This window comes from Sphingomonas montanisoli (assembly GCF_008274695.1).
GTDB classification, from domain to species: domain Bacteria; phylum Pseudomonadota; class Alphaproteobacteria; order Sphingomonadales; family Sphingomonadaceae; genus Rhizorhabdus; species Rhizorhabdus montanisoli.
In genome coordinates this window covers 60,476-86,915 of record NZ_VTOU01000004.1, presented here as the reverse complement: position 1 = coordinate 86,915, position 26,440 = coordinate 60,476, and the positions used below count along the sequence as shown (strand labels likewise).

Below are 26,440 nucleotides of genomic sequence, written 5' to 3'. Positions count from 1 at the left end.
CAGGACTGCCCCGATGGAACTCAATCTCCGTTACGACATGAACCGCCCCGATTTCGGGGCGCCGCACGAAGCGCTCTATCGCACCGCGATCGAGCAGTCGGCCTGGGCCGACAAGCTGGGCTTCAAGCAGGTCTATCTGGCCGAGCATCACAATGCCGATGGCGGCTATTGCCCGTCGTCGATGATCATGGCCGCCGCGATCTTCGGCGTGACCGAGAATATCCTGGCGCACCTGTCCGCGCTGGTCGTGACGATGCACGAGCCGCTGCGCATGGCTGAGGATCTGGCCGTGCTCGACATCATGTCGAAGGGTCGCCTCGTCTTCACCGCCGGCATGGGATATCGCCCGCACGAATTCGAGATGTTCGGCAAGGACATGTCGAAGCGCCTCGCGCTGCAGACCGAAGCGCTCGACGCCTGCGCGGCGGCGTGGACCGGTGAGCCGTTCGAATATCAGGGCCGCACCGTGCGCGTGACGCCGAAGCCCTACACGCCGGGCGGGCCGAAGATCTACATGGGCGGTTCGACCGAGAAGTCGGCTCTGCGCGCCGCGCGCAAGGGCTATCAATATTTCCCCGGCACGCCCGACCTGTTCCGCATCTACAAGGAAGAGCGCGAGAAGTGCGGATATCCGGCGCCCGAGGAACTGACCACGCCGGGGCCGAGCTTCCTGTACGTTTCGGACAATCCCGATCGTGACTGGCCGCTGCTCGCACCGCACATCGCCTATGCGTTCAACACCTATGCCGAATGGGCGAAGGAACGCGGCGAGGGCCAGACCCGCTACAGCGCGGCCGAAACGGTCGAAGAGCTGAAGAAGATGCCGAACATCAAGGTGGTGACGCCCGACGAATGCATCGAGATCGCCAAGAACCTCGGCAATACCGGCCAGCTGACCTTCCACGCGCTGCTGGGAGGGATCGACCCCGAATTGTCGTGGGCGAGCCTGCGCCTGTTCGAGAAGGAAGTTCTGCCCAAGCTGATCGAACTCGGCCTGGCCGACGAAGCCCGCGCCGCGCTCGCCGCATAAGACAGGAGAGAAGAGGATGTCCGAAGAAAATCCGAACCTGCGCCGCCGTTCGCTGTGGACGATGCTGGCGGTGCCCGTCGGCCTCGCCGCGATCGCATCGGGTGCGAAGGCGGCCAAGCCTTCGGGCGGCGATGTGGCGTCGCGGCTCGATGTGCTGGAATCGAAGGACGCGATCCAGAAGGTGCTGTTCGATTATGCCCGCGCCAATGATCGCGCGGACGAGACGCTGCTGCGCGGCTGCTTCTGGCCGGAATCGAAACATCACCATGGCGGCTTCAACGGCCTGTCGACCGACTTTATCAACTTCGCGATGAAGATCATCCTGGGCGTCAAATATACCGCGCACCACATTTCAAACGTCGCAATCGAGGTGAAGGGCGATCAGGCGCTGAGCGAATGCTATTATTTCGCGCACCACCGCCGCGACGCCAAGTCGGGTGGCGGCGAGGAGGATGCCTTCTTCGAAGGCCGCTATATCGACCGGCTCGAGCGCCGCAACGGCGTGTGGAAGATCATCCAGCGCCGGGGGCTTTCGGATTATTCGCAGGTGATTCCGGCGACGACGCCCTTCGCCTCCTGGCCCGCCGGCCAGCATAGCGAGCGCTTCCCGAGCGACGATTATTACGCGATGCAGAAGGCGTTCCGGGGCAGCTGATCCCCATGCGCGCATTGATGTGCGAGGCGCATGGCGAGCCGGAGACCCTCGTCATGCGCGACGTGCCCGCGCCCGAACCGGGGCCGGGCGAGATTCGGATCGCGGTGCGCGCGGCGGGGGTGAACTTCCCCGACGCGCTCGTCATCCGCAACATGTACCAGCGCCAGCCGCCCCTCCCCTTCGCCCCCGGTGGTGAAGCCGCCGGCCTGATCGATGCGATCGGGCCGGGCGTGACCGGCTGGAGCATCGGCGACCGGGTCGCCGCCTATGCGCTGTCGGGCGCCTTCGCCGAGGCGATGGTGGTGCCCGCGAGCCGGGTGGTGCCACTCTCCCCCAAGATGGATTTCGAGACCGGGGCCGTCTTCACGATGGTTTACGGCACCGCCTTCCATGCGCTCCACGATCGCGGGCGTCTGCAGGCCGGGGAGACCGTGTTGGTGCTGGGCGCGGCGGGCGGCGTGGGGCTGGCGGCGGTCGAGGTCGCCAAGGCGATGGGCGCGACCGTGATCGCGGCGGCGTCGAGCGCGACCAAGCTCGATCTGGCGCGCGCGCATGGCGCCGACGACGTGATCGATTATGCCGCCGAGGATCTGAAACAGGCGATCCGCGATCGGACCGGTGGGCGAGGGGTCGATGTGATCTTCGATCCGGTCGGCGGTTCGCTCAGCGAGGCGGCGTTTCGCAGCATCGCGCTGCACGGCCGCCATCTGGTGATCGGCTTTGCCGCGGGCACGATCCCCGCCATCCCGCTCAACCTGCCGCTGCTGCGTCAGGCCGATATCGTCGGCGTGGCGTGGGGGGCGTTCGCGGGGGCCGATCCGGCGGGCTATCGCGCCAATGCCGATCGACTGGCCGCGATGTACGAAGCGGGCGCGTTCAGGCCGCATATCGGCCTGCGCCTGCCGCTGGAGCGTGGCGGCGAGGCACTGCGGGCGATGCTGGACCGCAAGGTCGAGGGGAAGGTGGTTATCTTTCCCTAATGCCGTCACCCCCGCGAAGGCGGGGGCCTATCCAATGCTTTCTCTCGCGGAGAGACTGGATAGGTTCCCGCCTTCGCGGGAATGACGATCTTGGTTCAGGAAATCGGCGCAAACCCCGCGATCACATGATCGCCCGCCTGCACCGGATGCAGCCGCACGCGCATATCGCAGACCGCAGCGACGCCCTCGTCCGCCACGAACAGGCCCGGCACGCGGCAGCCCGGCGCGTCGTCCGGCTCGACGAGGACGACGGTGAACGGCACCTCCGCCTTGTGATCACCGGGGAGCAGGCTGCGGATGACGGTGGTGTAGGTATAGACGGTGCCCTCCGCGCTCGCCTTCTTCCATTCCAGCGTCGCGTGCGGGCGGCCAGAGACCATTTCAGGCGGATACCAGACCCATTCGCCGGTCTCCGTATCGGCGGTCAGGCGCAGTTCGCCTTCGGCCAGCCCTTCGTAAAAGGGCTTGAGCAGGTCGCTTTCGAACTTGGGAGCGTGGACGGGAATGCCCATGATCAGCCTCTCCGCAAAATGGTGGTGGCGTGCGAATTGCCGCCAAGGCCGGTGACGGCGCAGAGCGTGGCATCGGGCACCTGCGCAGCGTCGCGCTGGTGGCGAAGCTGGCGGACGCCCTCGATCAGCAGGGTGATGCCCGGCAGATAGCCGCCCGACATGTGCCCGCCCGAGGTGTTGACCGGCATCTTGCCGCCCGGCGCGGCATGGCCCGCGTGGAAGAACTTGCCACCCTCCCCCTCGCCGCACAGGCCAAGCTGTTCGGCCTGGACAAGCGCGGAGATGCTGAAGCCGTCATAAATCTGCGCACAATCGAGATCGGCGGCGATGACGCCCGCCATTTCGAACGCCGGCTTGGCGGATTCACGACCGGGGAAGTCGAAGATCGACGGCGCCTGCGTGAACATCATCGAATGCGGCCAGCGGGTCGTGCCCAGACCAAGCCCGTCGACCAGCACGCGCGGCTGCGCCATGTCGCGCGCCTCATCCGCCCGGCTGACGACATAGGCGGCGCCCGCATCGGTCATCAGGCAGCAATCGGCGACGCGGAACGGGGTCGAGATCATCGGGCTCTTGCGATAGCCCTCCAGATCCATCGGATCGCGCTTCTGCGCGGCCGGGGTCAGTTCGGCCCATTTGCGGAAGGTGATCGAGACCGAGGCCAATTCCTCCTCGCTCAGCCCATATTCGTGGGCATAGCGGTTCGCCATCGCGGCGAAGTAGCTCGGCTGGCCGAAATAGCCGACCGGCATTTCGAGATCGGCCTTGAGCGGCTCGCGCGAGTGGAAGCCATAGGGGCCGCCGGGGCGGGTCGCCTGGAAACCGTAGGGGACGAGGACGTGACGCGCGAGGCCCGCCTCGATCGCGAGCAATGCCAGCGTCAGCGCCGATGCCGTCGGGCCGGTGCCGCCGACCGTGTCGGTGATCGCGCTGAACGGGCGCTTGTCGATGCCCAACGCGAAGCCGAGTTCGTCGGCCGAATGGCTGTTGCGGTTGACGACGAAGCCGTCGATGTCCTGCGGCTTCAAGCCGGCATCGGCGATCGCCATCATGCTGGCGTCGACCGTCATTTCGAGCAGCGACTGCTGGCTCGCGCGGACCATCGGCGTTTCGCCGACGCCTGTGATCGCGATGGTTCCGGCCTTCATCGTCATGCCTGGGTAAATCCCTTTCCTTCAGCAGCGAGCCGTTCGATCAGCGGCGAGGGTTCGATCCCGTCAGCGCGCATCCGCTTGATGATGGTCGGCAGCCCCTGTTTGTCGGCCGAATAGAGCGGGCCGCCGAGATAGGACGGCCAGCCGAGCGCCTTCACCGCCAGCGCATCGATTTCGAGCGCGCGCGGGGCGATCCCTTCGTCGAGCAGCTTGGCGCCTTCGTTGATCAGCGCGAGTTCGGATTCTTTCGCGGCCGTCAGGCGATCCACAGCCGACACGGGCAGCGGATCGGCCTTGGCGGCCTGCCGTTCGCCGAAGAAGACGTAGCGGAGCGCGGCCGACTGCGGGCCGGCCATCAGTTCGCGGAACAGATCGCGCTCGCGGTCCATGCCCTCGGCGAAGGGGAGCGCGCTCGCTTCGACCGTCTTGATGATCGCTTCGGGCGCATCGAGGTTGCGAAAGCGGTCGGCATTGGCGGTACGGAACGCCGCGATCTGGCCAGGATCGACCGTGACCGGGCGATCGCGGATGCGCTCCAGCGGCGCGCCGATCTTCGTTTTTGCGAAGGCGACGGCTGCGGCGCGCAGGTCGCCGTCGACGACCGCGTCGATCAGCCCCATTGTCGCCGCTTCATCGGCCGTAACCGGATTACCGATCGTCATCAGGTCGAGCGCCTTGGCGACGCCGACGACGCGCGGCAGTCGCTGGGTACCGCCCGCGCCGGGGAGGAGGCCCAGCTTGACCTCGGGCAGACCCATCTTCGCAGGGGCCGACGCGACGCGATAATGCGCCGAAAGCGCGAGTTCGAAACCGCCGCCGAGCGCGGTGCCATGCATTGCGGCAATCACGGGCTTGGGCGTGTCCTCGACGATCTCCTCCAGCTGGCGGATTGTGGGTTCGGCGAGCGGCTTGCCGAATTCGGTGATGTCCGCGCCCGCGAAGAAGGTCTTGCCCGCGCAGATCAGGACCACGGCCTTAACCGCATCATCCTGGCCCGCCTGGTCGAGTGCAGCGGCGACACCCTGCCGTACCGCTGCCGACAGCACGTTGACCGGCGGATAATCGACGGTGACGACGGCGACCTCACCGTCCATCTCCAGCGTGGTCACATCATTGATCGACATGCAGCTTCCTTGCTTCCTGCGCCAGCTTTGCCCGCGCCGCATCGGACGTCTGGGCGGCGAGCGCAGCGCGCGCCTGCTGGCGGATATAGTGTTGGATCGACGCGATCTCGGCGTCGCTGAACTCTGCGAACCGCGGCATGCCGCGCGGAACGAGCAGCCCGTCGTGAAGGACCGCCTTGATCGCGTCGAACGAAAGCGGCGCTCCTGCCCGCTTCAGATCGGGCGCGGCGCCGCCCGACATCGTCGCCGGGCCATGACAGATTGCACAATGTGCACCGAAGATCGGCTTACCCGCATCGGCGAGCGCGGGATCGACCTTGAACGTCGGATCGTTCGCGACCGGTGTGACCGGCGCGACCGGCGGCAATTTGGCGGCGCCGCCCAGCGCGAAGGTAATCACGCGGCGGCGGGTGGTGTAATAGTCATATTCCGGCACGCGACCGCTGGCGCCCATCGCACGCCAGCTGGCCATCACCGTCACATATTGCTTGCCGTCGAGCAGATAGGTGATCGGCTGTGCCTGCACGCCGTTCTGCGTATCGAAACGCCACAGGCTCTTGCCGGTGCGCGCGTCGAACGCCTGCAACATGCCATCGGCCTGACCCTGGAACACCAGGTCGCCGCCAGTGGCGGTGACGCTGCCTGTGCGCTGGCCAACCTGCGGAACGCTCCACACCTTCTTCTGGCGAACCGGATCCCAGGCAAGGAGTTCGCTGGTGCCCGCCGGGGGGATCATCGTGGGCGGCGGGGTGCCGATGCCGTTGTTGATGACCTGGCCAGGCTTGAAGCTGAAGTCCTTCAGGCTCGGCGGATCGACATAGACGCGCTTCTGGTCATAGGCCGGGATGTAGGTGAGCTGCGTGCGTGGGCTGTACGCCATTGCTTCGGCCGCATGCGCACCGACCGGCGATGGCCACAACACGACCGGCTTGCCATCGGGGAAGCGCGCCCAGGGCGTTTCGTTCGGACGGCCGGTCTTGAGATCGATCCCGGTCGCCCAGTTCACCGGCGCAAAATTCTCGGCCGAGATCAGCTTTCCGGTGTCGCGATCGATGACGTAATAGAAGCCGTTCTTGGGCGCGTGCATCACCACGTCGCGGGGCTTGCCGCCGATGTCGAGCGTCGCCAGCTCGATATCCATCGCGCTGTTATAGTCCCAGCTTTCGCCGGGGTTCACCTGATAGTGCCAGCGGTATTTGCCGGTCTTGGCGTCGACCGCGATGATGCTGCACACGAACAATGTGTCGCCGCCGCCGGGGCTGCGGATCTTGCGGTTCCACGGCGCGCCGTTGCCGGTGCCGAAGAACAAGAGCTCGCGCTTCGCGTCATAGGCCATGGCGTGCCAGACGGTGCCGCCGCCGCCATATTTCCAGAAGTCGCCGGTCCACGTCTTGGCGGCCATCGCCATGACATCGTCGGACGCCTCGCCGTCCGGCCCTTTCGCAGGATCGCCGGGCACCGTGTAGAAACGCCACGCCTTGTCGCCGGTGGCGATGTCATACGCGGTGACATAGCCGCGTACCGGGCCGAAATCGCCGCCGCCGAAGCCGATCACCACCTTGTCGCCTGCGATCCACGGCGGGCCGCTGATATAGCTTTCGTCGGTTTTCGACAGAGTCTGCTTTTCCCACGCAAGCGCGCCCGTCTTTGCGTCGACCGCAACCAGCCGGCCGTCGATCGTGCCGGTGAAGATCTTGCCGCGCGCATAAGCGATGCCACGGCTTCCCCACGCCGCGCGCATCTTGTGGCCCGCGGCTTCGGGCGCCTTGGGATCGTAACGCCACAACTCCTTGCCCGTCCGCGCATCGACCGCGTGGATCAGGCTGTAACCCGTGGTGAAATAGACCACGCCGTCGACCGCGAGCGGCACGCTCATCGCATTCGGGCCGTCGTCGAGATCGAGCGACCAGATCATGCCGAGCTGGCTTACGTTGGCGCGGTTGATCTGATCGAGCGGACTGTAATGCTGCGCGTCCGGGCCGCCATAGTCGGTCCAGTTCTGCCCGGGCGTCGCGGCGGCGGGTGCCTTGATCGGCTGCATTCCCGCGACCGCGGCAATGCCGACCGCCGCGACCGCAAGCACGATCGCACCGCTGCGGACCTGGCGGCCCTGCGGACTGGCGGTCATTTCGCGGCCGGGTTCGGGGCCACGGGCTGCGCGGTCTCGCGGGCACGCTGGCGGATATAGTGGCGCAGACCTTCGAGTTCGGCATCACTCAGATTGTCGAATTTGCCCATGCCGCGATCCATCAGCGCACCGTCATGGACGACCTGCTTGAACGCATCCGCATCGAGCGGGATCGCCGACTTTCGCAGATCGGGGGCCGCGCCGCCCGCGATCATGCCCGCACCGTGGCAGATGATGCAGCTGGAATTGAACACGCCGCCGCCGATCTTCGCCTTGGCCGCATCGACCACGAACGCCGGATCGTCCTGGATCGGCTGATCCATCGGCTCGACCGGGGGCAGCTTGGCCTTGGCGTCGAGCGCAAAGGTCAGCACGCGGCGCTTCTGCTCGCGATAATCCCAGTTGGGCGTGTTCGCGAAGGACGAACGGAAACCGGTGATGACGGTAACATACTGCGTGCCCTTCACCGAGTAAGTGATGGCGTTGCCGAGAATGCCGTTCTGCGCATCGAATTCCCACAGGGTCTTGCCGCTGTCGGCCGCGAGCGCAGTGAACTTGCCGGTGTTGAGCCCCTGGAAGATCAGATTGCCGCCGGTCGTGATCGTGCCGCCGTTGAGGATGCCGTTCTGCGGGATCTTCCAGCGGATCTTGGCCGCGACCGGATCATAGGCGACGAGGTTGCTGCTAGCCGGCGCCGTCTTCATGCCCGCTGGCACCGCACCCAGGCCGGTGTTGACGAACATGCCCTCCTTATACTTCCACTCGGCGAGCTTGGGCGGATCGACGACGACGCGCTGCTGCTCGATCTGGGGGATATAGACCAGGCCCGTCTTGGGATTGAACGACATGGTCTGGACGGCATGCGCGCCGGTGGGCGACGGCCACATGATGAACGGCTCGCCATCGGGATAGCGCGCCTTGGGATTTTCCACCGGGCGGCCGGTCTTGAGGTCGATGTGGCTCGCCCAGTTGGCGGGGGCGAACTGCCCGGCGGAGATCGGCTTACCCGTCGTCCGGTCGATCACGTAGAAGAAGCCGTTCTTCGGCGCGTGCAGGATCACGTCGCGCGGCTTGCCCTCGATAGTGAGGGTCGCCATCTGGATATCCATCGCGTCGTTATAGTCCCAGGTATTCCCGGGATTGACCTGATAGTGCCAGAGATATTTGCCGGTCTTGCGATCGACCGCGACGATCGAAGCGAGGAACAGATTGTCGCCGCCGGCGGGGCTGCGCAGCTTCTGGTTCCAGGGGAAGCCGTTGCCGGTGCCCAGATAAACCCGGTCATATTTCTTGTCATACGCCATGGCGTGCCAGACGTTGCCGCCGCCGCCGACCTTCCACCATTCGCCGGTCCACGTCTTGGCGGCCATGTCCATCACGCCATCGGACGCTTCGCCGTCCGGCCCATTCGCGGGATTGCCGGGGACGGTGTAGAAACGCCACGCCTTCTTGCCTGTCGCCACGTCATAGGCAGTGACATAGCCACGAACCGGCCCGTAATCGCCGCCGCCGAAGCCGATGATCACCTTGTCACCCGCAACCCACGGCGGGCCGCTGATATAGGCATCGTCCTTGGGATCGAGCGTCATCGCCGACCAGAGCTGCTTGCCCGTCTTGGCGTCGATCGCGATCATGCGGCCGTCGCGGGTCGCGGTGAAGACGCGCCCCTGCGAATAAGCGATGCCGCGCGTGCCCCAGCCGGCGCGCATCTTGTGCCCGACGACCTTCGAAACCTCTGGATCGAACTGCCACAGTTGCTTGCCGGTGACCGCATCGACCGCGCTGACGACGGAGCTGCCGACACCGAAATAAAGGACGCCGCCAACTTCGAGCGGAGCCGTGAAGCTGTCGTAGGTGTCGAGATCCATCGACCAGGCGAGGCCGAGTCGGTTGATATTGCCGGCGTTGACCTGGGTCAGCGGGCTATAATGGTCTTCGTCGCTGGTGCGCCCATAGGAGCCCCAATCGGTGCCGTCCGCATTGGCAACAACGCCCGCAGGGCCGCGCGAGCCGGCAATTCCGCCGGCAAAGGCAAGCGCGATCGCGCTGCATGCCAGCGCCGCCTTCTTCGTGACTTTCATGGCAATCCTCGTTCAACCCTTTTCTATACTCTTGTGCAGAATTAGCCCCAAGTCAAACCTCAAAGTCAGCCCCCGGTTCGCGTCTGCCGTGCGCAGGTCGGCACATCCCCACGCCTCAAAATCGAGTCGCACGCTTTGCACCTTCGCAATCGTGGTCGCAGCTAAGGATAAATGCGACGATTTGGATCGAAGCGACGCAGGCGCATGAATCGCCGATTGGCGCCGAAAAGAAAAAGCGCCGCAGACCCAATTAAGAGGCGGCAGCGATACGGCTGCGCAAAAATGGCATTGACATGCAAAATTGGCATGGGCAAAAATGCACCATAGAACAGAATTGACTGTTGGGAGACGATAATGAAGGCATGGGTGAAGTCCGCTCTGTTGGCGAGCACGGTGCTCGTATCCACGGCGGCAGCAGCGCAGACGGCTCCGGCCACACCCGCGCCAGCCCCGGCTCCGGCCGAAACGAGCAGCGACGACAGTGGCGTCCAGGACATCATCGTCACGGGTTCGCGCATCGTTCGCGACGGCTATACCGCACCGACCCCGGTGACGGTGGCACCGACGGCCGATCTCGCCAAGGCGACCCCGACAAACATCGCGGACGGCCTGAACAAGCTGCCGCAGTTCAGCCTGTCGAGCGGCCCGGCCCGTTCCACGCACAACTTCGCCTCGTCGGCCGCCAACGGCAACCTGCTCAACCTGCGCGGCGTCGGCCCTGAGCGCACGCTGATCATGTTCGACAGCGTCCGCATGCCGCCAACGACGTTCCGCGGCGTCGTCGACGTCAACATCATCCCGAACCTGCTGATCGAGCGGGTCGACATCGTGACCGCCGGCGCTTCGGCTGCCTACGGCTCGGACGCCGTCTCGGGCGTCGTCAACTTCGTCCTCAACAAGAGGTTCACCGGCCTTACCGGCGTCGCCCAGGGCGGCGTCGACCAGCGCGGCAACAACGGCAACGAGAAGTTCGGCCTGGCTTATGGCTCCGACTTCGCAGACGGCCGTGGCCACGTCCTGCTCAGCGGCGAATATTATAACAGCCGCGGCATGCTGCGTTCGGATCGCTCCTCGAGCCGTGGCAACTTCCTCTACGCCGGCCAGAGTCGTGCGGCACTGCTCGCCGGAAGCCCCGGCGGTTCGGCGGCGAACCCGTTCGTGATCTACAACAACACGACGATCAACAATGCGACCGTCGGCGGCCTGATCAACGGTCCGGCCAATTTCAGCTTCAACAACTTCCGATTCAACGCCGCCGGCCAGGCCGTTCCGTTCAACATCGGCACGCAAATCGGCACGCCCGGTTACTCGGTGGGCGGCGACGGATATGTGATCCCGACCGACAGCACCGCGGTTGCTCCGCTGCGCACCTACCAGACCTTCGGCCGCCTGAGCTACGACGTCACCGACGACGTGAATGTCTATGTGCAGGGCATTTTCACGCGCAGCGACCTGAAGTACAATTCGCTCGCCAACGCCTTCACCCCGCCGAACGTCGCGACGATCTTCAGCGGCAACCCCTATATCCCGGCCAACGTCCAGGCGGCGATGACTGCGCAGGGCGTCGCCTCCTTCACGCTCTCGGATTATCTGAGCGAGATGGGCACGTTGAAGGCCAAGGAGCGCACCGACTTCTACATGGGTCAGGCGGGTATCGAAGGTAAGCTGGGCAACTTCAGCTGGAACCTCGGCTACGTCCACAGCGAGTCGATCTTCACGCTCGCGCAGCAGACGTTCGACATCAAGAAGGTCTTCGCCTCGATCGACGCGGTCCGCAATCCGGCGAACGGACAGATCACCTGCCGTGTCCTGCTCGATCCGACCGTGGCGTCGCAATATCAGGGCTGTCAGCCGCTCAACCTCCTTGGTGTCGGCGCAGCCGCCGGCACGATGGCGGGTTACAACTATGCCAATGGTGTTTCGCGCTACCGCGCCGAAACCACGCAGGATCAGTTGCAGGGTGCCATCCAGGGCTCGCTGTTTGACCTGCCCGCCGGTCCGGTCGACGTCGTGGTCGGCGCGGAATGGCGTCGCCAGAAGCTGCACCTGACCTCGAACTCGGATCCGGCGACGCTGGCGGGCGCCAACGCGGCGCAGACCACTGCGCTACGCAACGCCTATTTTGCGGGCCTGCGCGGCGTGCCGACGACGGCGCTCTACTATAACCTCACCAACACCGGCATCGCCAATGGCCGCGTAACCGTGAAGGAAGCATTCGCCGAAATCAGCGTTCCGATCCTGAAGGACACACCCTTCTTCCGCTCGCTCGACCTGAACGCTGCGGGCCGTGTCACCGACTACTCGACAAGCGGTCGCGTCGAGACGTGGAAGGTCGGCGGCACCTGGAAGCCGGTCGATGACCTGCTGTTCCGCATCACGCGGTCGCGCGACATACGCGCACCTGCGCTTTACGATCTGTTCGCTGGCGACAGCTCGGGCATCGGCACGCTCAACGATCCGGTCTCGGGTATCACCTCGAACGTTCCGCAGATCACCGGCGGCAACGCCAGCCTGAAGCCGGAAAAGGCCGACACGCTGACCTTCGGCGGCGTGTTGACCCCCAGCTTCCTGCGCGGCTTCTCGATCTCGGTCGACTATTACAACCTGAAGATCGACGATGCGATCGGCACGCTGGGAACGGCGCAGATCGTCAACAACTGCCGCCTCGACGCAAACGCGCCGGAATGCGCGCTGGTGACCCGCCCGTCGCCGACCGCCTTCCCGACCAGCGTGCGCATCGCCCCGGCGAACATCGCCGCGCTCAAGACCCGGGGCATCGATTTCGACGCCTCGTATCGGACCGAGCTCGGCAACGGCAATCTGAGCCTGCGCGCCTATGTGAACTATCTCGACAGCTTCAAGACCCAGCAGTCGGCAACTGCTGTGGTGCTTGAGAATGCGGGACGTGCGGCCACGGGCAACCAGCCGATCGCCCGTCCAAAATGGCGCGGCACGTTCAACGTGAACTACGAAAATGCAGGCTGGGGCGTCTTCGTCTCCGAACAGTATATCGGCTCGTCGAAGCTCGGCTTCCCCGCCGCGACCGGCCAGAACCAGGTGTTCGCCGATCCGAAGGTGCCAGTGGTATGGTACACCGATCTGACGATCAGCAAGAAGATCGACGCCTATGGCGGCTACATCGAGCTTTTCGGCACGGTCAACAACCTGTTCGACAAGAAGCCGCCGCTGATCCCGGGCACGATCCCCGGCCTCAACCTGCCGACGATCATCTCGGTTTACGATCAGGTCGGCCGCGCCTTCACCGGCGGTGTGCGCTTCAAGTTCTGATTGCCCGCTCCTTGAGCAATCCTGCGGCGGCCCGAAAGGGCCGCCGTTTTCTTTTGGGCGGAACCAACGCGCGATCAGGCCGTAGCGGCAGGATGATCCAAACGCTGTTCCTGTCGCTGAGCGACTTCGCCGACCGACGGATCGTTGGCATCTTCCTCCGGTCGATGCTGGTGACGTTGCTGATCTTCGCCGCGCTGGCGGTGCTGGTGGGATGGGCGCTCGTCGGCGTCGATCCCTGTTCGTGGTTCGACGGCAGTTGCCCGCTGGATGCTACCGGCGGCGGAATCGGCGCAGTGGCGCTGACATTGCTCGCGGGCTGGTTCCTGTTCCCCGCGATCGCGGTGGGCGTACTGTGCGCCTATATCGACCGCGTGGTGGCGATCGTGGAGGCACGGCACTATCCGCAGGCAGCGGCCACCGCGCGTTCACCGGGCGTCGCTTCCGTCGCGCTGCTGGGGCTGCGATCGGCGGGGCGGGTGCTGCTCTACAATCTGATCGCCCTGCCCTTCTACATCCTGCTGCTGTTCACGGTGATCGGCCCGTTCGCCCTGTTCGTCGCCGTCAACGGCGCCGCACTCGGCCGAGATCTGGGCGAGATGGTCGCATCACGGCATGGCGATCGTGCGTCGCGGGCGGCGTGGCTGGTCTCGTCACGGGTCGGCCGCTTCCTGATCGGCGCGATCACGACCTTCCTGTTCCTGATACCCTTCGCCAACCTGCTCGCGCCGATCCTGGGCGGGGCGATGGCGACGCATCTCTATCATCGGCGAACCCACGCCCATCATAATCCCGCCGCCATCGATCGACGTTGAAATGTCGCTGCCGATCATGGATATTCCGAGAGCCGGAAATAGAGCAGCAGGTTGGTAGTTCCTGCACCCGCGAAGCGGGTTCTTCCCAGCCGCGGCGTCGAACCGAAACATTCGGGGCGGCGCATCGGGCTATTCAGGCGCTGCCCTCGGATCTTGCCGAGGATTGATTATGGTCATTTCTTCGATTGTCGCACTGCTCGCATCGACGCTGTTCACAGGCGCAGCGATCTACATCAGCCTGGTGGAGCATCCGGCGCGCCTTCTGCTAGATGACGGGCCCCTGCTCGCGCAATGGCAGCCGAGCTACGATCGCGCACTTCCGATCCAGTCCGGCCTGGCCATCGTCGGCGGGGTTGCGGGGCTGATCGCCTGCTATCTTTCCGCTAACTGGATTTGGGCGGCGGGAAGTCTGATCCTGCTGGCGAACTGGCCGTTCACCCTTCTGGTCATATTTCCGGTGAACAAGCGCCTGCACGCCATCACCCCCAGCGCAGCGAACGCCGAAAGCCGTCAGTTGCTCCTGAAATGGGGAAGGCTGCACCATGTCCGCAGCGTGCTGGGCGCGACCGCCGCGATCGTCTTCGCATGGGGCGTGGCGGCCGCTGCGGGATGAGGCGGCAAGTGGTGGCCCCGGAGGGATTCGAACCCCCGACCTCTCGTTTAGGAAACGCTTGCTCTATCCTGCTGAGCTACGGAGCCGTTCGGCCCCATTAGCGTTCAGCCCGCATCGCCGCAATGTGCGTCGTGGTGCGGATCGTCGGCGCATTCTCCCCGCTCGACCTGGAAGGTCGAATGGCCGATGCCGAAGTCGTGCTTGATGGTTGCCGCACTCCTCGCGAGGAAGGCGTCATCGGCGCCTTCGGGCATGACGAGGTGTGCGGTGAGCGCGGTATCGGTGGTGCTGACGGGCCAGATGTGGACATGGTGCACCGCCGCGACGCCCGGCAGCGCACTCAGCGTCGTGGTGACGGCGGCCGGATCGATCCCCTGCGGAACCCCCTGCAGCGCCAGCGTGAGCGAATGGCGGAACAGCCCCCAAGTACCCCACACGATCACCACCACCACCACGATGCTTACGAGCGGATCGATCCACGACAGACCGGTATAGACGACCAGCAAGCCCGCCACGACCACGCCCGCCGACACGCCCGCATCAGCCATCATGTGGAGGAAGGCGCCCCGGATGTTGAGATCGTGCGATCCGCGCAGAAACAGCAGAGCCGTGCCGAGATTGACGACGATGCCGGCAGCCGCCACCGCCATCATCATCCCGCCCTCGGGCTGTACCGGCTCGATCAGCCGCTCGATCGCCCCCAGCATGATTGCGCCGCACGCGACCAGGAGCAGGATGGCGTTGAGCAGGGCCGCCACGATCGACGAGCTGCGCAGGCCGTAGGTATAACGCTCGCTCGCCGGCCGCTTCGACAGGACATAGGCGCCCCACGCCATGAACAGGCCGAGGACGTCGGAAAGGTTGTGCCCGGCGTCGGCGATCAGGGCGACCGAATCGGCCATCCATCCCGCCCCCGCTTCGATCGCGACGAAGACGATATTGAGGGTGATTCCTATCACGAAGGCGCGCCCGTAGGACATCGGACCGTGATCGTGCCCGTGCGAATGGCCGTGGGCGTGACCATGGCCATGCCCGTGAGCCCCATGATCGTGATGATGCGCGTGTGCCGACATCATCACTCGATACCAGCGCGAAGGCCCGGATTACAGGGCATTGTGAATGTCGGAACGGACTCCCAACATCCCCCTTCCGTCACAGCCGAACCCGTTTGGGAAAGCACGCTGCGACCAACGAATGATAAATCGCGTTAAGCTGCATATCGAAACTTTACACGCCTGTCGGCCGGCCATATATGCCGCCCCTCGCTGCCCCATGGGACTTCCACCGCAAGGCAGCTTTCGTTGAAACTGAAGACCGCGGGCTTGCCTGTGGCATTGGAGGTCCCTTGAATTGCACAAGCATCATAGCGCGCTGGGGCTAGCGACCGCCCTTCGTCCGGTTCAGCCGGTCACGCTCCTTCGTCCTCACGCCGCTGCGCGTGCAGCCCGATTCTTCGTCGAGAAGTTTCCGGGCCGCCCGATGTATGCCGTGAAGGCGAATCCCTCGCCCGACCTCCTGCAGATCCTGTGGGATAACGGGGTCACGCATTACGACGTGGCGTCGATCGCCGAGGTTCGCCTCGTCCGCTCGACCCTGCCCGGCGCCACCTTGTGCTTCATGCACCCGGTGAAGGCGACCGAGGCGATCGAGGAAGCCTATTTCGACTTTGGCGTCCGCACCTTCTCACTCGATTCGATTGAGGAACTGGACAAGATCGTCGCGGCTACCAACGGCGCTGAAGATCTTACGCTGTGCGTGCGCATGCGCGTTTCGTCCGATCATTCGAAGCTGAGCCTCGCATCGAAGTTCGGCGTCGAGCTGACCGAAGCGAAGGAACTGCTGCAGCGGACCCGTCAGGCGGCGGACGCGCTGGGCATCTGCTTCCACGTCGGCAGCCAGGCGATGAGCCCGCAGGCCTATGTCCAGGCGATGGATAAGGTGCGCGCCGCGATCGTGCAGGCCGCGGTCACGGTCGACGTGATCGACGTCGGCGGCGGCTTCCCGTCGATCTATCCGGACATGGAGCCGCCGGCGATGGAGGCGTATTTCCACGCCATCCACAAGGCGTTCGAAAGCCTGCCAGTGTCCTACTCGTCGGAACTGTGGTGCGAGCCCGGCCGCGCCCTGTGCGCGGAATATGCCAGCCTGCTGGTCCGCGTGGAGCGTCGCCGCGGTGACGAGCTCTACATCAACGACGGTGCCTATGGCGCACTGTTCGATGCGGCGCATGTTGGCTGGCGCTTCCCGGTGAAGCTCCTTCGTGAGCCGGAGTCGGATGTTCGCGAAATCGGCTTCAGCTTCTACGGTCCTACCTGCGACGACATGGATCGCATGGCGGGTCCGTTCAATCTGCCAGCCGACGTCCAGCCGGGCGATTATATCGAGATCGGCATGCTCGGCGCCTATGGCTGCGCGATGCGCACCGGCTTTAACGGCTTCACGGCCGGCGAGCGGGTCGAGATGGACGACGAGCCGATGGCGACGATGTACGTCATCGACGACGAACTGGCGACCAAGGTTCCGTCGAACGTCATCACGCTGTAAGAAGCCATCCACTAATTGAGCCGTCATCCCCGCGAAGGCGGGGACCCATCCAACGCCGTCCCATGAGATGAGCTTGGATAGGCCCCCGCCTTCGCGGGGGTGACGGTGTTTGGATTCACGGAGATATTAATGACCGACGCCGCCATCAACGACACGCGCAAGGCCGAGCTGCTCTCGACCGTTGTCGAGCATGTCGACATCACCAGCTTCGATGCGCGCCCGATCATCGACGCGATGGGCAAGATGAGCTTCACGAGCCGCGACCTCGCCCGCGCGACCGGCATCTACAACGACATGCTCGCCGATCCGGACTGCACGATCTTCCTGGTGATCGCGGGTTCGACCTCGGCCGGCGGTTGCATGGACGCTTATGCCGAGCTGGTCCGTTCGGGCATGGTCGACGGCATCGTCGCCACGGGTGCCACCATCGTCGACATGGATTTCTTCGAAGGCCTTGGCCACAAGCATTATCAGGCGCTCGAAGTGCCCGACGACGATACGCTGCGCTCGCTGCTGATCGACCGGATCTACGATACCTATATCGACGAGGAAGATCTCCAGCACGTCGACCACACGATCTTTGAGATCGCCGAGACGCTGGAACCCCGCCCCTATTCGTCGCGCGCCTTCATCCGCGAGATGGGCAAATATCTCGTCGAACACGGCAAGAAAGAGAACAGCCTCGTCAAGCTCGCTTACGAGCATGACGTGCCGATCTTCTGCCCGGCTTTCGTCGACAGCTCGGCGGGCTTCGGCCTCGTCAAGCATCAGGTCGACGCGATGAAGGCAGGCAAGCCCTACATGGTGCTCGATGCGATCGCCGACTTCCGCGAACTGACCGACATCAAGATCAAGGCGGGCACCACCGGCCTGCTGATGATCGGCGGCGGCGTGCCGAAGAACTTCATCCAGGACACCGTCGTGTGCGCCGAGATCCTCGGCCATGACGATGTCGCGGTCCATAAGTACGCCGTGCAGATCACCGTTGCCGACGTCCGCGACGGCGCCTGTTCGTCCTCGACGCTGCAGGAAGCGGCATCGTGGGGCAAGGTGAACACCGGCATCGAGCAGATGGTCTTCGCCGAAGCCGGCTCGGTCCTGCCGCTGCTGGCATCCGACGCCTACCACCGCGGTCACTGGAAGGGCCGCGCCAAGCGCGCCTGGGCGAAGCTGTTCGCCTGATCAATGATTACACCTCCCCCTGGCGGGGGAGGATTGGAGTTGCAGAAAAGGCGGTCCTTCCCACGCGGAAGGGCCGCCTTTTTGCTGTTGCGCCGACGCGCCCTCCGCCTAGTGTCCGGCCCGGTAACGAATCTATCCCGGGGAATACCAAGCCATGAAGACCCGTGCCGCCGTCGCGTTTGAGGCGAAGAAGCCGCTCGAGATCGTGGAGGTCGATCTGGAGGGCCCCAAGGCGGGGGAGGTTCTGGTCGAGATCATGGCGACCGGCATCTGCCACACCGATGCCTACACGCTCGACGGCCTCGACAGCGAGGGGATCTTCCCGTCGATCCTGGGGCATGAGGGCGCGGGCATCGTGCGCGAAGTCGGGGCGGGCGTCACCAGCGTGAAGCCGGGCGATCACGTGATCCCTCTCTACACCCCCGAATGCCGCCAGTGTAAATCGTGCCTGAGCGGCAAGACCAACCTGTGCATCGCGATCCGCGCGACCCAGGGCCAGGGGCTGATGCCCGACGGCACCAGCCGCTTCAGCTACAAGGGGCAGCCGATCTTCCATTATATGGGCTGCTCGACCTTTTCGAACTTCACGGTCCTGCCCGAAATCGCCGTGGCAAAGATCCGCGAGGACGCGCCGTTTCAGTCGAGCTGCTATATCGGCTGCGGCGTGACGACCGGCGTCGGCGCGGTGCTGAACACCGCTAAAGTGCAAGTCGGCGACAATGTCGTCATCTTCGGCCTGGGCGGCATCGGCTTGAACGTGATCCAGGGCGCGCGGCTGGCGGGCGCCAGCAAGATCATCGGTGTCGACATCAACCCCGATCGCGAAGAATGGGGCCGCCGCTTCGGCATGACCGACTTCCTCAACAGCCGCGGCATGAGCCGCGAGGATGTGGTCGCTAGAATCGTGGCGATGACCGATGGCGGCGCCGACTACACCTTCGACGCGACCGGCAACACCGATGTCATGCGCACCGCGCTGGAGGCGTGCCATCGCGGCTGGGGCACCTCGATCATCATCGGCGTGGCCGAGGCGGGTAAGGAGATATCCACCCGCCCGTTCCAGCTCGTCACGGGCCGCAACTGGCGCGGGACCGCCTTCGGCGGCGCCAAGGGCCGCACCGACGTGCCTAAGATCGTCGACATGTACATGACCGGCAAGATCGAGATCGACCCGATGATCACCCACGTTATGGGCCTGGAGGAGATCAACACGGCCTTCGACCTGATGCACGAGGGCAAATCGATCCGATCGGTGGTCGTGTACTGATGACCGACCGTCCCCGCTCCTGGGTGCTGACGCTGACCTGCGACGATCGCCCCGGCATCGTCGCGGCGGTCAGCGGGCTGCTGGCCGAGCGGGGCGGCTTCATCCTCGACAGCCAGCAATATGCCGATCTCGACAGCGGCCGCTTCTTCATGCGGGTCGAGTTCAAAGCGGCGACCGATGGCTTTCCGGGCGATACGACGGCGCTGCGCGAAGCGATGGCGCCGGTCGCGGAGCAGTTCGCGTTCGACTGGCAGTTGAACGATACGGCCGACAAGCCGCGCATCCTGCTGGCCGTGTCGAAGGGGTCGCACTGCCTGAACGATCTGCTCCACCGCTGGAAAAGCGGCGGCCTGCCCGTCGAGATCATGGGCGTGGTTTCGAACCACCCCACGCTGCGCCGGCTGACCGAATGGCATGGCGTGCCATTCCACGAACTACCGACCGAGGGCGGCAAGGCAACGCAGGAAGCCGCGATCCTCGATCATTTCGAGCGCACCAGATCGAGCTACCTGATCCTCGCGCGCTACATGCAGATATTGTCGCCCGAATTGTCACACTCGCTTTCAGGCCGCTGCATCAACATCCACCACAGCTTCCTGCCCAGCTTCAAGGGCGCCAAACCCTATCACCGGGCGCATGAACGCGGGGTCAAGCTGATCGGCGCGACCGCACATTTCGTGACCGACGATCTCGACGAAGGACCGATCATCGAACAGGCGGTCGAGCGCGTCGATCATCGCGCATCAATCGACGATCTGATCCGCATCGGCCGCGATATCGAGGCGCAGGTGCTGGCTCGCGCGGTCGGCTGGGTCGCCGAACGTCGGGTGATCCTCAACGGTCGACGGACCGTCGTATTTCGATAGTAGGCAAGGCAAAATACAAGGGAGACGGAATATGTTCAGTCATGTCGTGCTCGGCGCCAACGACGTCGAGAAATCGAAGAAGTTCTATGATGCGATCATCGGTGTGACCGGGGGCAATCCCGGCTTCACCGACGACAAGGGTCGTGTGATCTACATGCACAATGGCGGCATGTTGCTGATCACCAAGCCGATCAACGGCGAACCCGCCTGCCACGCCAATGGCGGCACCATCGGTTTCAAGATGGACAGCACCGCGCAGGCCGACGCCTGGCACAAGGCAGGCACCGAAAATGGTGGCACCACCTGCGAGGACGCGCCCGGCATCCGCGACGTCGGCGGCACCAAGATGTACCTCGCCTATCTGCGCGATCCCGATGGCAACAAGCTGTGCGGAATGAACATTCCCGGCTGACGCTGACGCAAAGGAGAACGAGATGATCACGCACTTCATGGTCGGCGCGAACGACGTCGAAAAATCGCGCGCCTTCTACGACGCAGCGCTCAGCGCTATCGGCTATCCCAAGTCGAACCCGGCGATCCCCCGCGCCATCTACAAGGCCGAGGGCGCGCCGTCCTTCATGGTCGGCAAGCCGGAAAATGGCGAAGACGCGACCTTCGCGAACGGCGGTACGATCGGCTTCAACGGCGGCACCAAGGCACAGGTAGACGCCTTCCACGCGGCGGGCCTCGCCAATGGCGGCACCTGCGCCGGCGCGCCGGGGCCGCGCCCCGCTTTGCCGAACATGTACGGCGCCTATCTGCGCGATCCGGACGGCAACAAGATCGCCGCTTTCTCGTTCGACGCGGCATGACGATGGAGACGCTGTCGGTCAGCGCGAGCCACGGCGGCACGCAGGGCGTCTATGCCCATGATAGCGCCGCCACGAGCACGCGCATGACCTTCAGCGTCTTCGTGCCTCCGCAGGCTCAGGCCGGGCCGGTTCCAGTCATCTGGTATCTGTCCGGACTCACCTGCACACACGCCAACGTGACCGAGAAGGGCGAATATCGCCGCCTGTGCGCCGAACTCGGCCTGATTTTTGTAGCGCCCGATACAAGCCCACGCGGCGAAGGCGTGGCGGACGATCCGGCGGGCAGCTGGGACTTCGGGCTGGGCGCCGGTTTCTACGTCGACGCGACCGAGGCGCCTTATGCGGCGAATTACCGCATGTGGTCCTACATCACCGACGAACTTCCCGCCTTGATCGCGGCAGAGTTTCCGGCCGACATGGATCGCCAGTCGATCATGGGCCATTCGATGGGTGGCCACGGTGCGCTGACGATCGCCCTGACCTTTCCCGATCGTTTCCGCGCGGTCTCCGCCTTCGCGCCGATCGTCGCGCCCGGGCAGGTGCCGTGGGGCCACAAGGCACTGGGTGGCTATCTCGGCCCCGGCATCGCCGCGTGGCGCAAGCACGACGCCGTCGCGCTGATCGAGGATGGCGCCCGCGTGGCAGATATATTGGTCGATCAGGGTGAGGCGGACGGCTTCTTAGCCCAGCAGTTGAAACCGCATCTGCTGGCCGATGCCTGCGCGAAGGCGGGGATCGACCTGACGCTGCGCATGCAGCCGGGCTACGACCACAGCTATTATTTCATCTCGTCCTTCATGGACGATCATCTGCGCTGGCATGCGGAGCGGCTTGCTTGACGATCGACGACCCGCTCGTCGTCGCGGAGGTTCGCGCCGCGTTCGACGCCTATGAAGCCGCGCTGATGGCGAATGACCTCGACGCGATGGACGCTTTGTTCTGGGACAGCGCCTCCACCGTCCGCTTCGGCCCCGGCCAGAACAGCTTTGGGATCGACGCGATCCGCGAGTTTCGCAAGGCGCGGCCGGGCGGATCACCGCAACGCACGCTGCTGCGCGTCGAGATCACAACCTTCGGCCCCGACTTCGCGATCGCCAATGCCGAATTCCGACGCGAAGGCGCTGACGCGACCGGGCGCCAGAGCCAGACATGGGTGCGCAGACCCGAAGGCTGGCGGGTGGTGGCGGCGCACGTATCGCTGTTGGGCAGCGGGCACTGAAAGGAACCGGTCCGATGAAGATCGCCGTCTTCGCCGCCAAATCCTATGACCGCCAGTTCCTGACCGCCGCCAACGCCGTCTTCGGACACCAGATCGACTTTCTCGAAGCCCGTCTCGACGCCGATACCGCGCGGCTTGCGCAGGGCTATGACGGCGTCTGCGTCTTCGTAAACGATCGGCTGGACGCCGCCGCGCTCCGCATTCTGGCCGATGGCGGAACGCGGATCGTCGCGCTGCGATGCGCGGGTTTCAACAATGTCGATCTTTCAACTGCGGCGGCGTGCGGGATCGCAGTGGTGCGCGTGCCCGCTTACTCGCCGCATGCCGTCGCCGAGTTCACGGTTGGCCTGCTGCTCACGCTCGATCGCCGGATCGCGCGCGCCTGGGCGCGGGTGCGCGAGAATAATTTCGCGCTCGACGGATTGATCGGGCGCAACCTGCATGGCCGCGCGGTGGGCGTCGTCGGCACCGGCCGCATCGGCGCCATCGTCGCCCGCATCCTGCGCGCAGGCTTTGGATGCGAGGTGCTGGCATCGGATCTGACGCCCGATCCCGCGCTGGAGGCGATCGGCGTGCGCTATGTCGATCGCGGCGAATTGCTCTCCACCAGCGAGATCGTGACGCTCCACTGCCCGCTGACGCCCGACACACGCCATCTGATCGATGCGCGGACGATTGCGGCGGCGCGTGACGGCCTGATCCTCGTCAACACCAGCCGCGGCGCGCTGGTCGACACAAGTGCGCTGATCGAAGGGCTCAAGAGCCGCAAGATCGGCGGCGTCGCGCTCGATGTCTATGAACAGGAAGCCGATCTGTTCTTTGAGGATCTGTCCAACGAGATCATCGCGGACGACGCGTTTCAGCGGCTGCTGACCTTCCCCAATGTCCTGATCACCGGGCATCAGGCGTTTCTGACCGAGGAGGCGCTGACCAGCATCGCGCAGACAACGCTGGCCAATCTCGCCGATTTCGAGGCCGGCCGACCGCTGACAAATGCGGTCCATGCCGAGGCAGTCGTCCGCCCCGGCACCAGACAGGCTTAGACCAACCGGCTCTGCTTGACCGCGGCTTCGATGAAGCTCGCAAACAGGGGGTGCGGTTCGAAGGGCTTGGACTTGAGTTCCGGATGGAACTGCACGCCCACGAACCACGGGTGATCGGGCCGCTCGACGATTTCGGGCAGTTCGCCGTCGGGCGACATGCCCGAAAAGACGAGGCCACCCTTTTCGAGCGCGTCGCGATAGCCGACGTTGACTTCGTAGCGGTGGCGATGGCGTTCGCTGATGTCGGTGCCGCCATAGATGGTCGCGACATGGCTGTTGCCGGTCAGCTTCGCGTCATAGGCGCCCAGGCGCATCGTGCCGCCCATGTCGCCACCCTCTTCGCGCTTCTGCAAGCCCGCCTGGGTCATCCATTCGGTGATCAGGCCGACGACGGGCTCGTCGGTCGGGCCGAACTCGGTGGTCGATGCCTTGGCGATGCCGGCGGTGTTCCGCGCGCCTTCGATGCAGGCCATCTGCATGCCGAGACAGATGCCGAAATAGGGCACCTTGCGCTCGCGTGCGAAGCGGACGGCGGCGATCTTGCCTTCCGACCCGCGCTCGCCGAAGCCGCCGGGCACGAGGATCGCGTTCATCGGCTCTAGCTGGCCGGCGATCTCGCCTTCGTCCTGCTCAAACAACTCGGCGTCGATCCAGCGGACATTGACCTTAACCTTGTTGGCGATGCCACCATGCTGAAGCGCCTCGTGGAGCGATTTGTAAGCATCGAGCAGGCCGACATATTTGCCCACGACGCCGATCGTCACTTCGCCTTCGGGATTGCCGATCCGGTCGAGAATCTCGGTCCAGCGCGACAGATCAGGCTCGCCGCCACCGATATTGTCGGTTTCGATCCCGAACGAGGCGAGCACCGCATCGTCCAGCCCCTCGGCGTGATATTGCAGCGGCACTTCGTAGATGTTCGCGGCGTCGAGCGCGGGGATTACCGCTTCCTTGGCCACGTTGCAGAACAAGGCGATCTTCGCGCGCTCATTCTCGGGCAACGGCCGCTCGCTGCGGCAAACCAGCACGTCAGGCTGGATGCCGAGCGATGTCAAATCGCGCACGCTGTGCTGGGTCGGCTTGGTCTTCAACTCACCGGCCGCCGCGATGTACGGCACCAGCGTCAGATGGACGAAGCAGGTCGCGGAGCGGCCCAGATCGTTCCGCAGCTGACGGATCGCCTCCATGAACGGCAACGATTCGATGTCGCCAACGGTGCCGCCAATCTCGCACAGCACGAAATCGAGCCCGTCGACATCGGCGCGGGCAAATTCCTTGATCGCATCGGTGACGTGCGGGATCACCTGCACGGTCGCGCCCAGATAGTCGCCGCGCCGTTCCTTGGCGATGATCGTCTGATAGATCCGGCCCGACGTGATGTTGTCCGACTGGCGGCCCGGAACGCCCGTGAAACGCTCGTAATGGCCCAGATCCAGGTCGGTCTCGGCGCCGTCGTCGGTCACGAAGACCTCGCCGTGCTGATAGGGCGACATCGTGCCCGGATCGACGTTCAGATAAGGATCGAACTTACGGATGCGGACCGTGTAGCCGCGCGCCTGGAGCAGAGCGGCAAGGCTGGCGGCCATAAGGCCTTTACCCAGCGAGGAGACCACGCCGCCGGTGATGAAAATAAACCGCGTCATGGGAGTATGGGCTTAAACGCGGACATGGGACGAGAGCAAGGCGGCGACTCCGTGAGGCGTGCAAAAAAGCTGTGGACGCGCGCGACAGCCGCCGCCCCGAAGGACGGCGGATAGCGGCGATAATGCGGGACTTAGTTGGCGGGCGCTGCGCCGTTCGCGGCGGGCGCTTCCGAACCCTGCGCCGCGGCGGCGGCAAGCGGATCGGCGGTGACCGGTGCTGGTGCGGGCTGCTGCGTGGTCGCGGTCTTGCCAACCAGCGAGGTATCGATCTCGCTCGGCCCGTGCGTGACGGATGCGAGCGCGGCCAGGCCGATGCTGAGCAGCACGAACAGGGTCGCGAGGATCGTGGTAGCGCGGGTCATGAAATCCGCTGCGCCCCGCGCGCTCATCAGCCCGCCGGCATTGCTGCCGCTGGTCAGGCCGCCGCCTTCCGACCGCTGCATCAGGATCACCGCAACGAGCGCAGCGGCGATGATGGCATGGACGACGAGAAGGAAGGTGAGCATCGATACGCTTTCAGTTTCAGGATTGCGCGCGATCTAGTCGATCGGGCGCAAAGGTTCAACGTTTGAACATGATTAAACGTCACCCCGGCCCTGTGCCGGGGTCCACCAAGTCTTTTGCGCCACACAAGAGACGGATGCGCAGCGCTCCTCTCCCGGTGGACCCCGGACCAAGTCCGGGGTGACGGCTGGGGTCAAGACGCCGCCGCGCCGCCTTCGATGATCGGCACGAACTGCGCCGCCGTCAGGCTCGCGCCGCCGACGAGGGCACCGTCGACATCAGCCACGGAGAGCAGTTCCTTGGCATTGTCTGGCTTCACCGAACCGCCATACAGGATGCGAACCTTGGCGCCTTCGGCACCCAGCAGCGCCGAAAGCTTCGCACGGATCGCGGCGTGCATCTCGGCAACATCGTCGACCGACGGGGTGCGACCGGTGCCGATCGCCCAGACGGGTTCATAAGCGACGACGAGGGTCACGCCGGTGCCGTCGCGCGGAATCGATCCGTCGAGTTGCCCCTCGACCACCCCGACCGCACGACCGGCGTCGCGTTCGCCCTCGGTTTCGCCCACGCAGACGATCGCGCGCATGCCGGCGGCAATGGCTGCCGTCGCTTTGGCCTGCACCTCGGCATCGGTTTCGTGCTGATCGGCGCGGCGCTCGCTATGGCCGACGATCGCGAGGGTCGCACCCGCCTCGACCAGCATCGCAGCACTGATGCAGCCGGTATGCGCGCCTTTGGCGGCCGCATGACAGTCCTGCGCGCCGATCGTCAGTTCGGGCGTGCGCGCCACCGCGGAGGCAATCAGGGTGAAGGGCGGGCAGATCGCGACATCGACCGTCCCATTGGCCTTGGCCGCCGCCGCGATCGCATCAAGCTCGGCCAAAGCCGCGATCGATCCGTTCATCTTCCAATTGCCTGCAACCAGCTTGCGCAACGCCATCTTGATCCCCGTCTGCCCGAATCCTGTGATGGCGACGCCG

24 protein-coding genes and 1 tRNA gene are annotated in these 26,440 nt (G+C 64.9%); 15 read left to right on the top strand and 10 right to left on the bottom strand.

Annotated elements, in window-relative coordinates; genetic code table 11:
• Positions 1 to 13: 13 nt before the first annotated feature.
• The 3 genes from FYJ91_RS16930 to FYJ91_RS16920 are packed head-to-tail and all read left to right on the top strand — an operon-like array spanning position 14 to position 2,665.
• Complete coding sequence (locus tag FYJ91_RS16930; RefSeq protein WP_149523503.1) at positions 14 to 1,030, top strand: LLM class flavin-dependent oxidoreductase; 1,017 nt, start codon at positions 14 to 16, stop codon at positions 1,028 to 1,030.
• A gap of 16 nt (positions 1,031 to 1,046) precedes the next feature.
• Positions 1,047 to 1,685, top strand: coding sequence for a nuclear transport factor 2 family protein (locus tag FYJ91_RS16925; RefSeq protein WP_149523502.1), 639 nt, complete (start codon positions 1,047 to 1,049; stop codon positions 1,683 to 1,685).
• Between the two features lie 5 nt (positions 1,686 to 1,690).
• The gene (locus FYJ91_RS16920) at positions 1,691 to 2,665 is read left to right on the top strand and encodes an NADPH:quinone oxidoreductase family protein (protein ID WP_149523501.1); all 975 of its coding nucleotides are present in this window, start codon (positions 1,691 to 1,693) and stop codon (positions 2,663 to 2,665) included.
• A 95-nt stretch (positions 2,666 to 2,760) separates the two neighbouring features.
• Here FYJ91_RS16920 and FYJ91_RS16915 read toward each other — a convergent pair whose 3' ends face one another.
• The 5 genes from FYJ91_RS16915 to FYJ91_RS16895 are packed head-to-tail and all read right to left on the bottom strand — an operon-like array spanning position 2,761 to position 9,664.
• Positions 2,761 to 3,177 carry a Zn-ribbon domain-containing OB-fold protein gene (locus FYJ91_RS16915; RefSeq protein ID WP_149523500.1) on the bottom strand — a complete coding sequence of 139 codons (417 nt, stop codon included), beginning with the start codon at positions 3,175 to 3,177 and terminating at the stop codon, positions 2,761 to 2,763.
• Between the two features lie 2 nt (positions 3,178 to 3,179).
• Positions 3,180 to 4,331 (bottom strand): thiolase family protein, encoded by a 1,152-nt coding sequence (locus FYJ91_RS16910; protein WP_246152689.1) that lies wholly within the window; start codon positions 4,329 to 4,331, stop codon positions 3,180 to 3,182.
• Complete coding sequence (locus tag FYJ91_RS16905; RefSeq protein ID WP_149523499.1) at positions 4,328 to 5,455, bottom strand: enoyl-CoA hydratase/isomerase family protein; 1,128 nt, start codon at positions 5,453 to 5,455, stop codon at positions 4,328 to 4,330. The genes FYJ91_RS16910 and FYJ91_RS16905 overlap by 4 nt, the downstream gene beginning before the upstream one ends.
• Positions 5,442 to 7,583 carry a PQQ-dependent dehydrogenase, methanol/ethanol family gene (locus FYJ91_RS16900; RefSeq protein ID WP_149523498.1) on the bottom strand — a complete coding sequence of 714 codons (2,142 nt, stop codon included), beginning with the start codon at positions 7,581 to 7,583 and terminating at the stop codon, positions 5,442 to 5,444. Before FYJ91_RS16900 ends, FYJ91_RS16905 begins: the two co-directional genes overlap by 14 nt.
• Positions 7,580 to 9,664: a PQQ-dependent dehydrogenase, methanol/ethanol family gene (locus FYJ91_RS16895; protein ID WP_149523497.1), complete on the bottom strand. Its 2,085-nt coding sequence runs from the start codon at positions 9,662 to 9,664 to the stop codon at positions 7,580 to 7,582. Before FYJ91_RS16895 ends, FYJ91_RS16900 begins: the two co-directional genes overlap by 4 nt.
• 354 nt (positions 9,665 to 10,018) lie before the next feature.
• Between FYJ91_RS16895 and FYJ91_RS16890 the strand changes: the two genes are divergently transcribed.
• From FYJ91_RS16890 to FYJ91_RS16880, 3 genes are all read left to right on the top strand, one after another.
• Complete coding sequence (locus tag FYJ91_RS16890) at positions 10,019 to 12,952, top strand: TonB-dependent receptor domain-containing protein (protein WP_149523496.1); 2,934 nt, start codon at positions 10,019 to 10,021, stop codon at positions 12,950 to 12,952.
• 92 nt (positions 12,953 to 13,044) lie between these two features.
• Positions 13,045 to 13,764: an EI24 domain-containing protein gene (locus FYJ91_RS16885; RefSeq protein ID WP_149523495.1), complete on the top strand. Its 720-nt coding sequence runs from the start codon at positions 13,045 to 13,047 to the stop codon at positions 13,762 to 13,764.
• Between the two features lie 169 nt (positions 13,765 to 13,933).
• Positions 13,934 to 14,377 carry an anthrone oxygenase family protein gene (locus FYJ91_RS16880; protein WP_149523494.1) on the top strand — a complete coding sequence of 148 codons (444 nt, stop codon included), beginning with the start codon at positions 13,934 to 13,936 and terminating at the stop codon, positions 14,375 to 14,377.
• A gap of 9 nt (positions 14,378 to 14,386) precedes the next feature.
• Here the strand turns inward: FYJ91_RS16880 and FYJ91_RS16875 are convergent.
• A tRNA-Arg gene (locus tag FYJ91_RS16875) sits at positions 14,387 to 14,463 on the bottom strand.
• Positions 14,464 to 14,481: 18 nt separating this feature from the next.
• Positions 14,482 to 15,453: a cation diffusion facilitator family transporter gene (locus FYJ91_RS16870; protein WP_246152688.1), complete on the bottom strand. Its 972-nt coding sequence runs from the start codon at positions 15,451 to 15,453 to the stop codon at positions 14,482 to 14,484.
• A gap of 274 nt (positions 15,454 to 15,727) precedes the next feature.
• Between FYJ91_RS16870 and FYJ91_RS16865 the strand changes: the two genes are divergently transcribed.
• From FYJ91_RS16865 to FYJ91_RS16825, 9 genes are all read left to right on the top strand, one after another.
• Positions 15,728 to 16,921: a type III PLP-dependent enzyme gene (locus FYJ91_RS16865; RefSeq protein WP_149523493.1), complete on the top strand. Its 1,194-nt coding sequence runs from the start codon at positions 15,728 to 15,730 to the stop codon at positions 16,919 to 16,921.
• 129 nt (positions 16,922 to 17,050) lie between these two features.
• Positions 17,051 to 18,103, top strand: a complete 1,053-nt coding sequence (locus FYJ91_RS16860) for a 1,9-bis(guanidino)-5-aza-nonane synthase (RefSeq protein WP_149523492.1) — start codon at positions 17,051 to 17,053, stop codon at positions 18,101 to 18,103.
• Positions 18,104 to 18,257: 154 nt separating this feature from the next.
• A complete protein-coding gene (locus FYJ91_RS16855) occupies positions 18,258 to 19,370 on the top strand; it encodes an S-(hydroxymethyl)glutathione dehydrogenase/class III alcohol dehydrogenase (RefSeq protein WP_149523491.1) in 1,113 nt (370 codons plus the stop codon).
• Entirely contained in the window at positions 19,370 to 20,236 is an 867-nt protein-coding gene (purU, locus tag FYJ91_RS16850) for a formyltetrahydrofolate deformylase (protein WP_149523490.1), read from the top strand. The genes FYJ91_RS16855 and purU overlap by 1 nt, the downstream gene beginning before the upstream one ends.
• A 31-nt stretch (positions 20,237 to 20,267) precedes the next feature.
• A complete protein-coding gene (locus FYJ91_RS16845; protein ID WP_149523489.1) occupies positions 20,268 to 20,648 on the top strand; it encodes a VOC family protein in 381 nt (126 codons plus the stop codon).
• 22 nt (positions 20,649 to 20,670) lie between these two features.
• Positions 20,671 to 21,048 (top strand): VOC family protein, encoded by a 378-nt coding sequence (locus FYJ91_RS16840; RefSeq protein ID WP_149523488.1) that lies wholly within the window; start codon positions 20,671 to 20,673, stop codon positions 21,046 to 21,048.
• A 2-nt stretch (positions 21,049 to 21,050) separates the two neighbouring features.
• Positions 21,051 to 21,887, top strand: coding sequence for an S-formylglutathione hydrolase (fghA, locus tag FYJ91_RS16835; RefSeq protein ID WP_149523753.1), 837 nt, complete (start codon positions 21,051 to 21,053; stop codon positions 21,885 to 21,887).
• Entirely contained in the window at positions 21,884 to 22,267 is a 384-nt protein-coding gene (gene hpxZ / locus FYJ91_RS16830; protein ID WP_149523487.1) for an oxalurate catabolism protein HpxZ, read from the top strand. Before fghA ends, hpxZ begins: the two co-directional genes overlap by 4 nt.
• 14 nt (positions 22,268 to 22,281) lie before the next feature.
• Complete coding sequence (locus tag FYJ91_RS16825) at positions 22,282 to 23,310, top strand: 2-hydroxyacid dehydrogenase (RefSeq protein WP_149523486.1); 1,029 nt, start codon at positions 22,282 to 22,284, stop codon at positions 23,308 to 23,310.
• On the opposite strand, the gene FYJ91_RS16820 is transcribed toward FYJ91_RS16825, so the two are convergent.
• The 3 genes from FYJ91_RS16820 to tpiA form a co-directional block, all read right to left on the bottom strand.
• On the bottom strand, positions 23,307 to 24,953 hold the full coding sequence (locus FYJ91_RS16820) for a CTP synthase (protein ID WP_149523485.1): 1,647 nt from the start codon (positions 24,951 to 24,953) through the stop codon (positions 23,307 to 23,309). The genes FYJ91_RS16825 and FYJ91_RS16820 overlap by 4 nt on opposite strands.
• A 131-nt stretch (positions 24,954 to 25,084) precedes the next feature.
• Complete coding sequence (secG, locus tag FYJ91_RS16815) at positions 25,085 to 25,459, bottom strand: preprotein translocase subunit SecG (RefSeq protein ID WP_149523484.1); 375 nt, start codon at positions 25,457 to 25,459, stop codon at positions 25,085 to 25,087.
• 191 nt (positions 25,460 to 25,650) lie between these two features.
• Entirely contained in the window at positions 25,651 to 26,400 is a 750-nt protein-coding gene (tpiA, locus tag FYJ91_RS16810) for a triose-phosphate isomerase (protein WP_149523483.1), read from the bottom strand.
• Positions 26,401 to 26,440 lie beyond the last annotated feature (40 nt).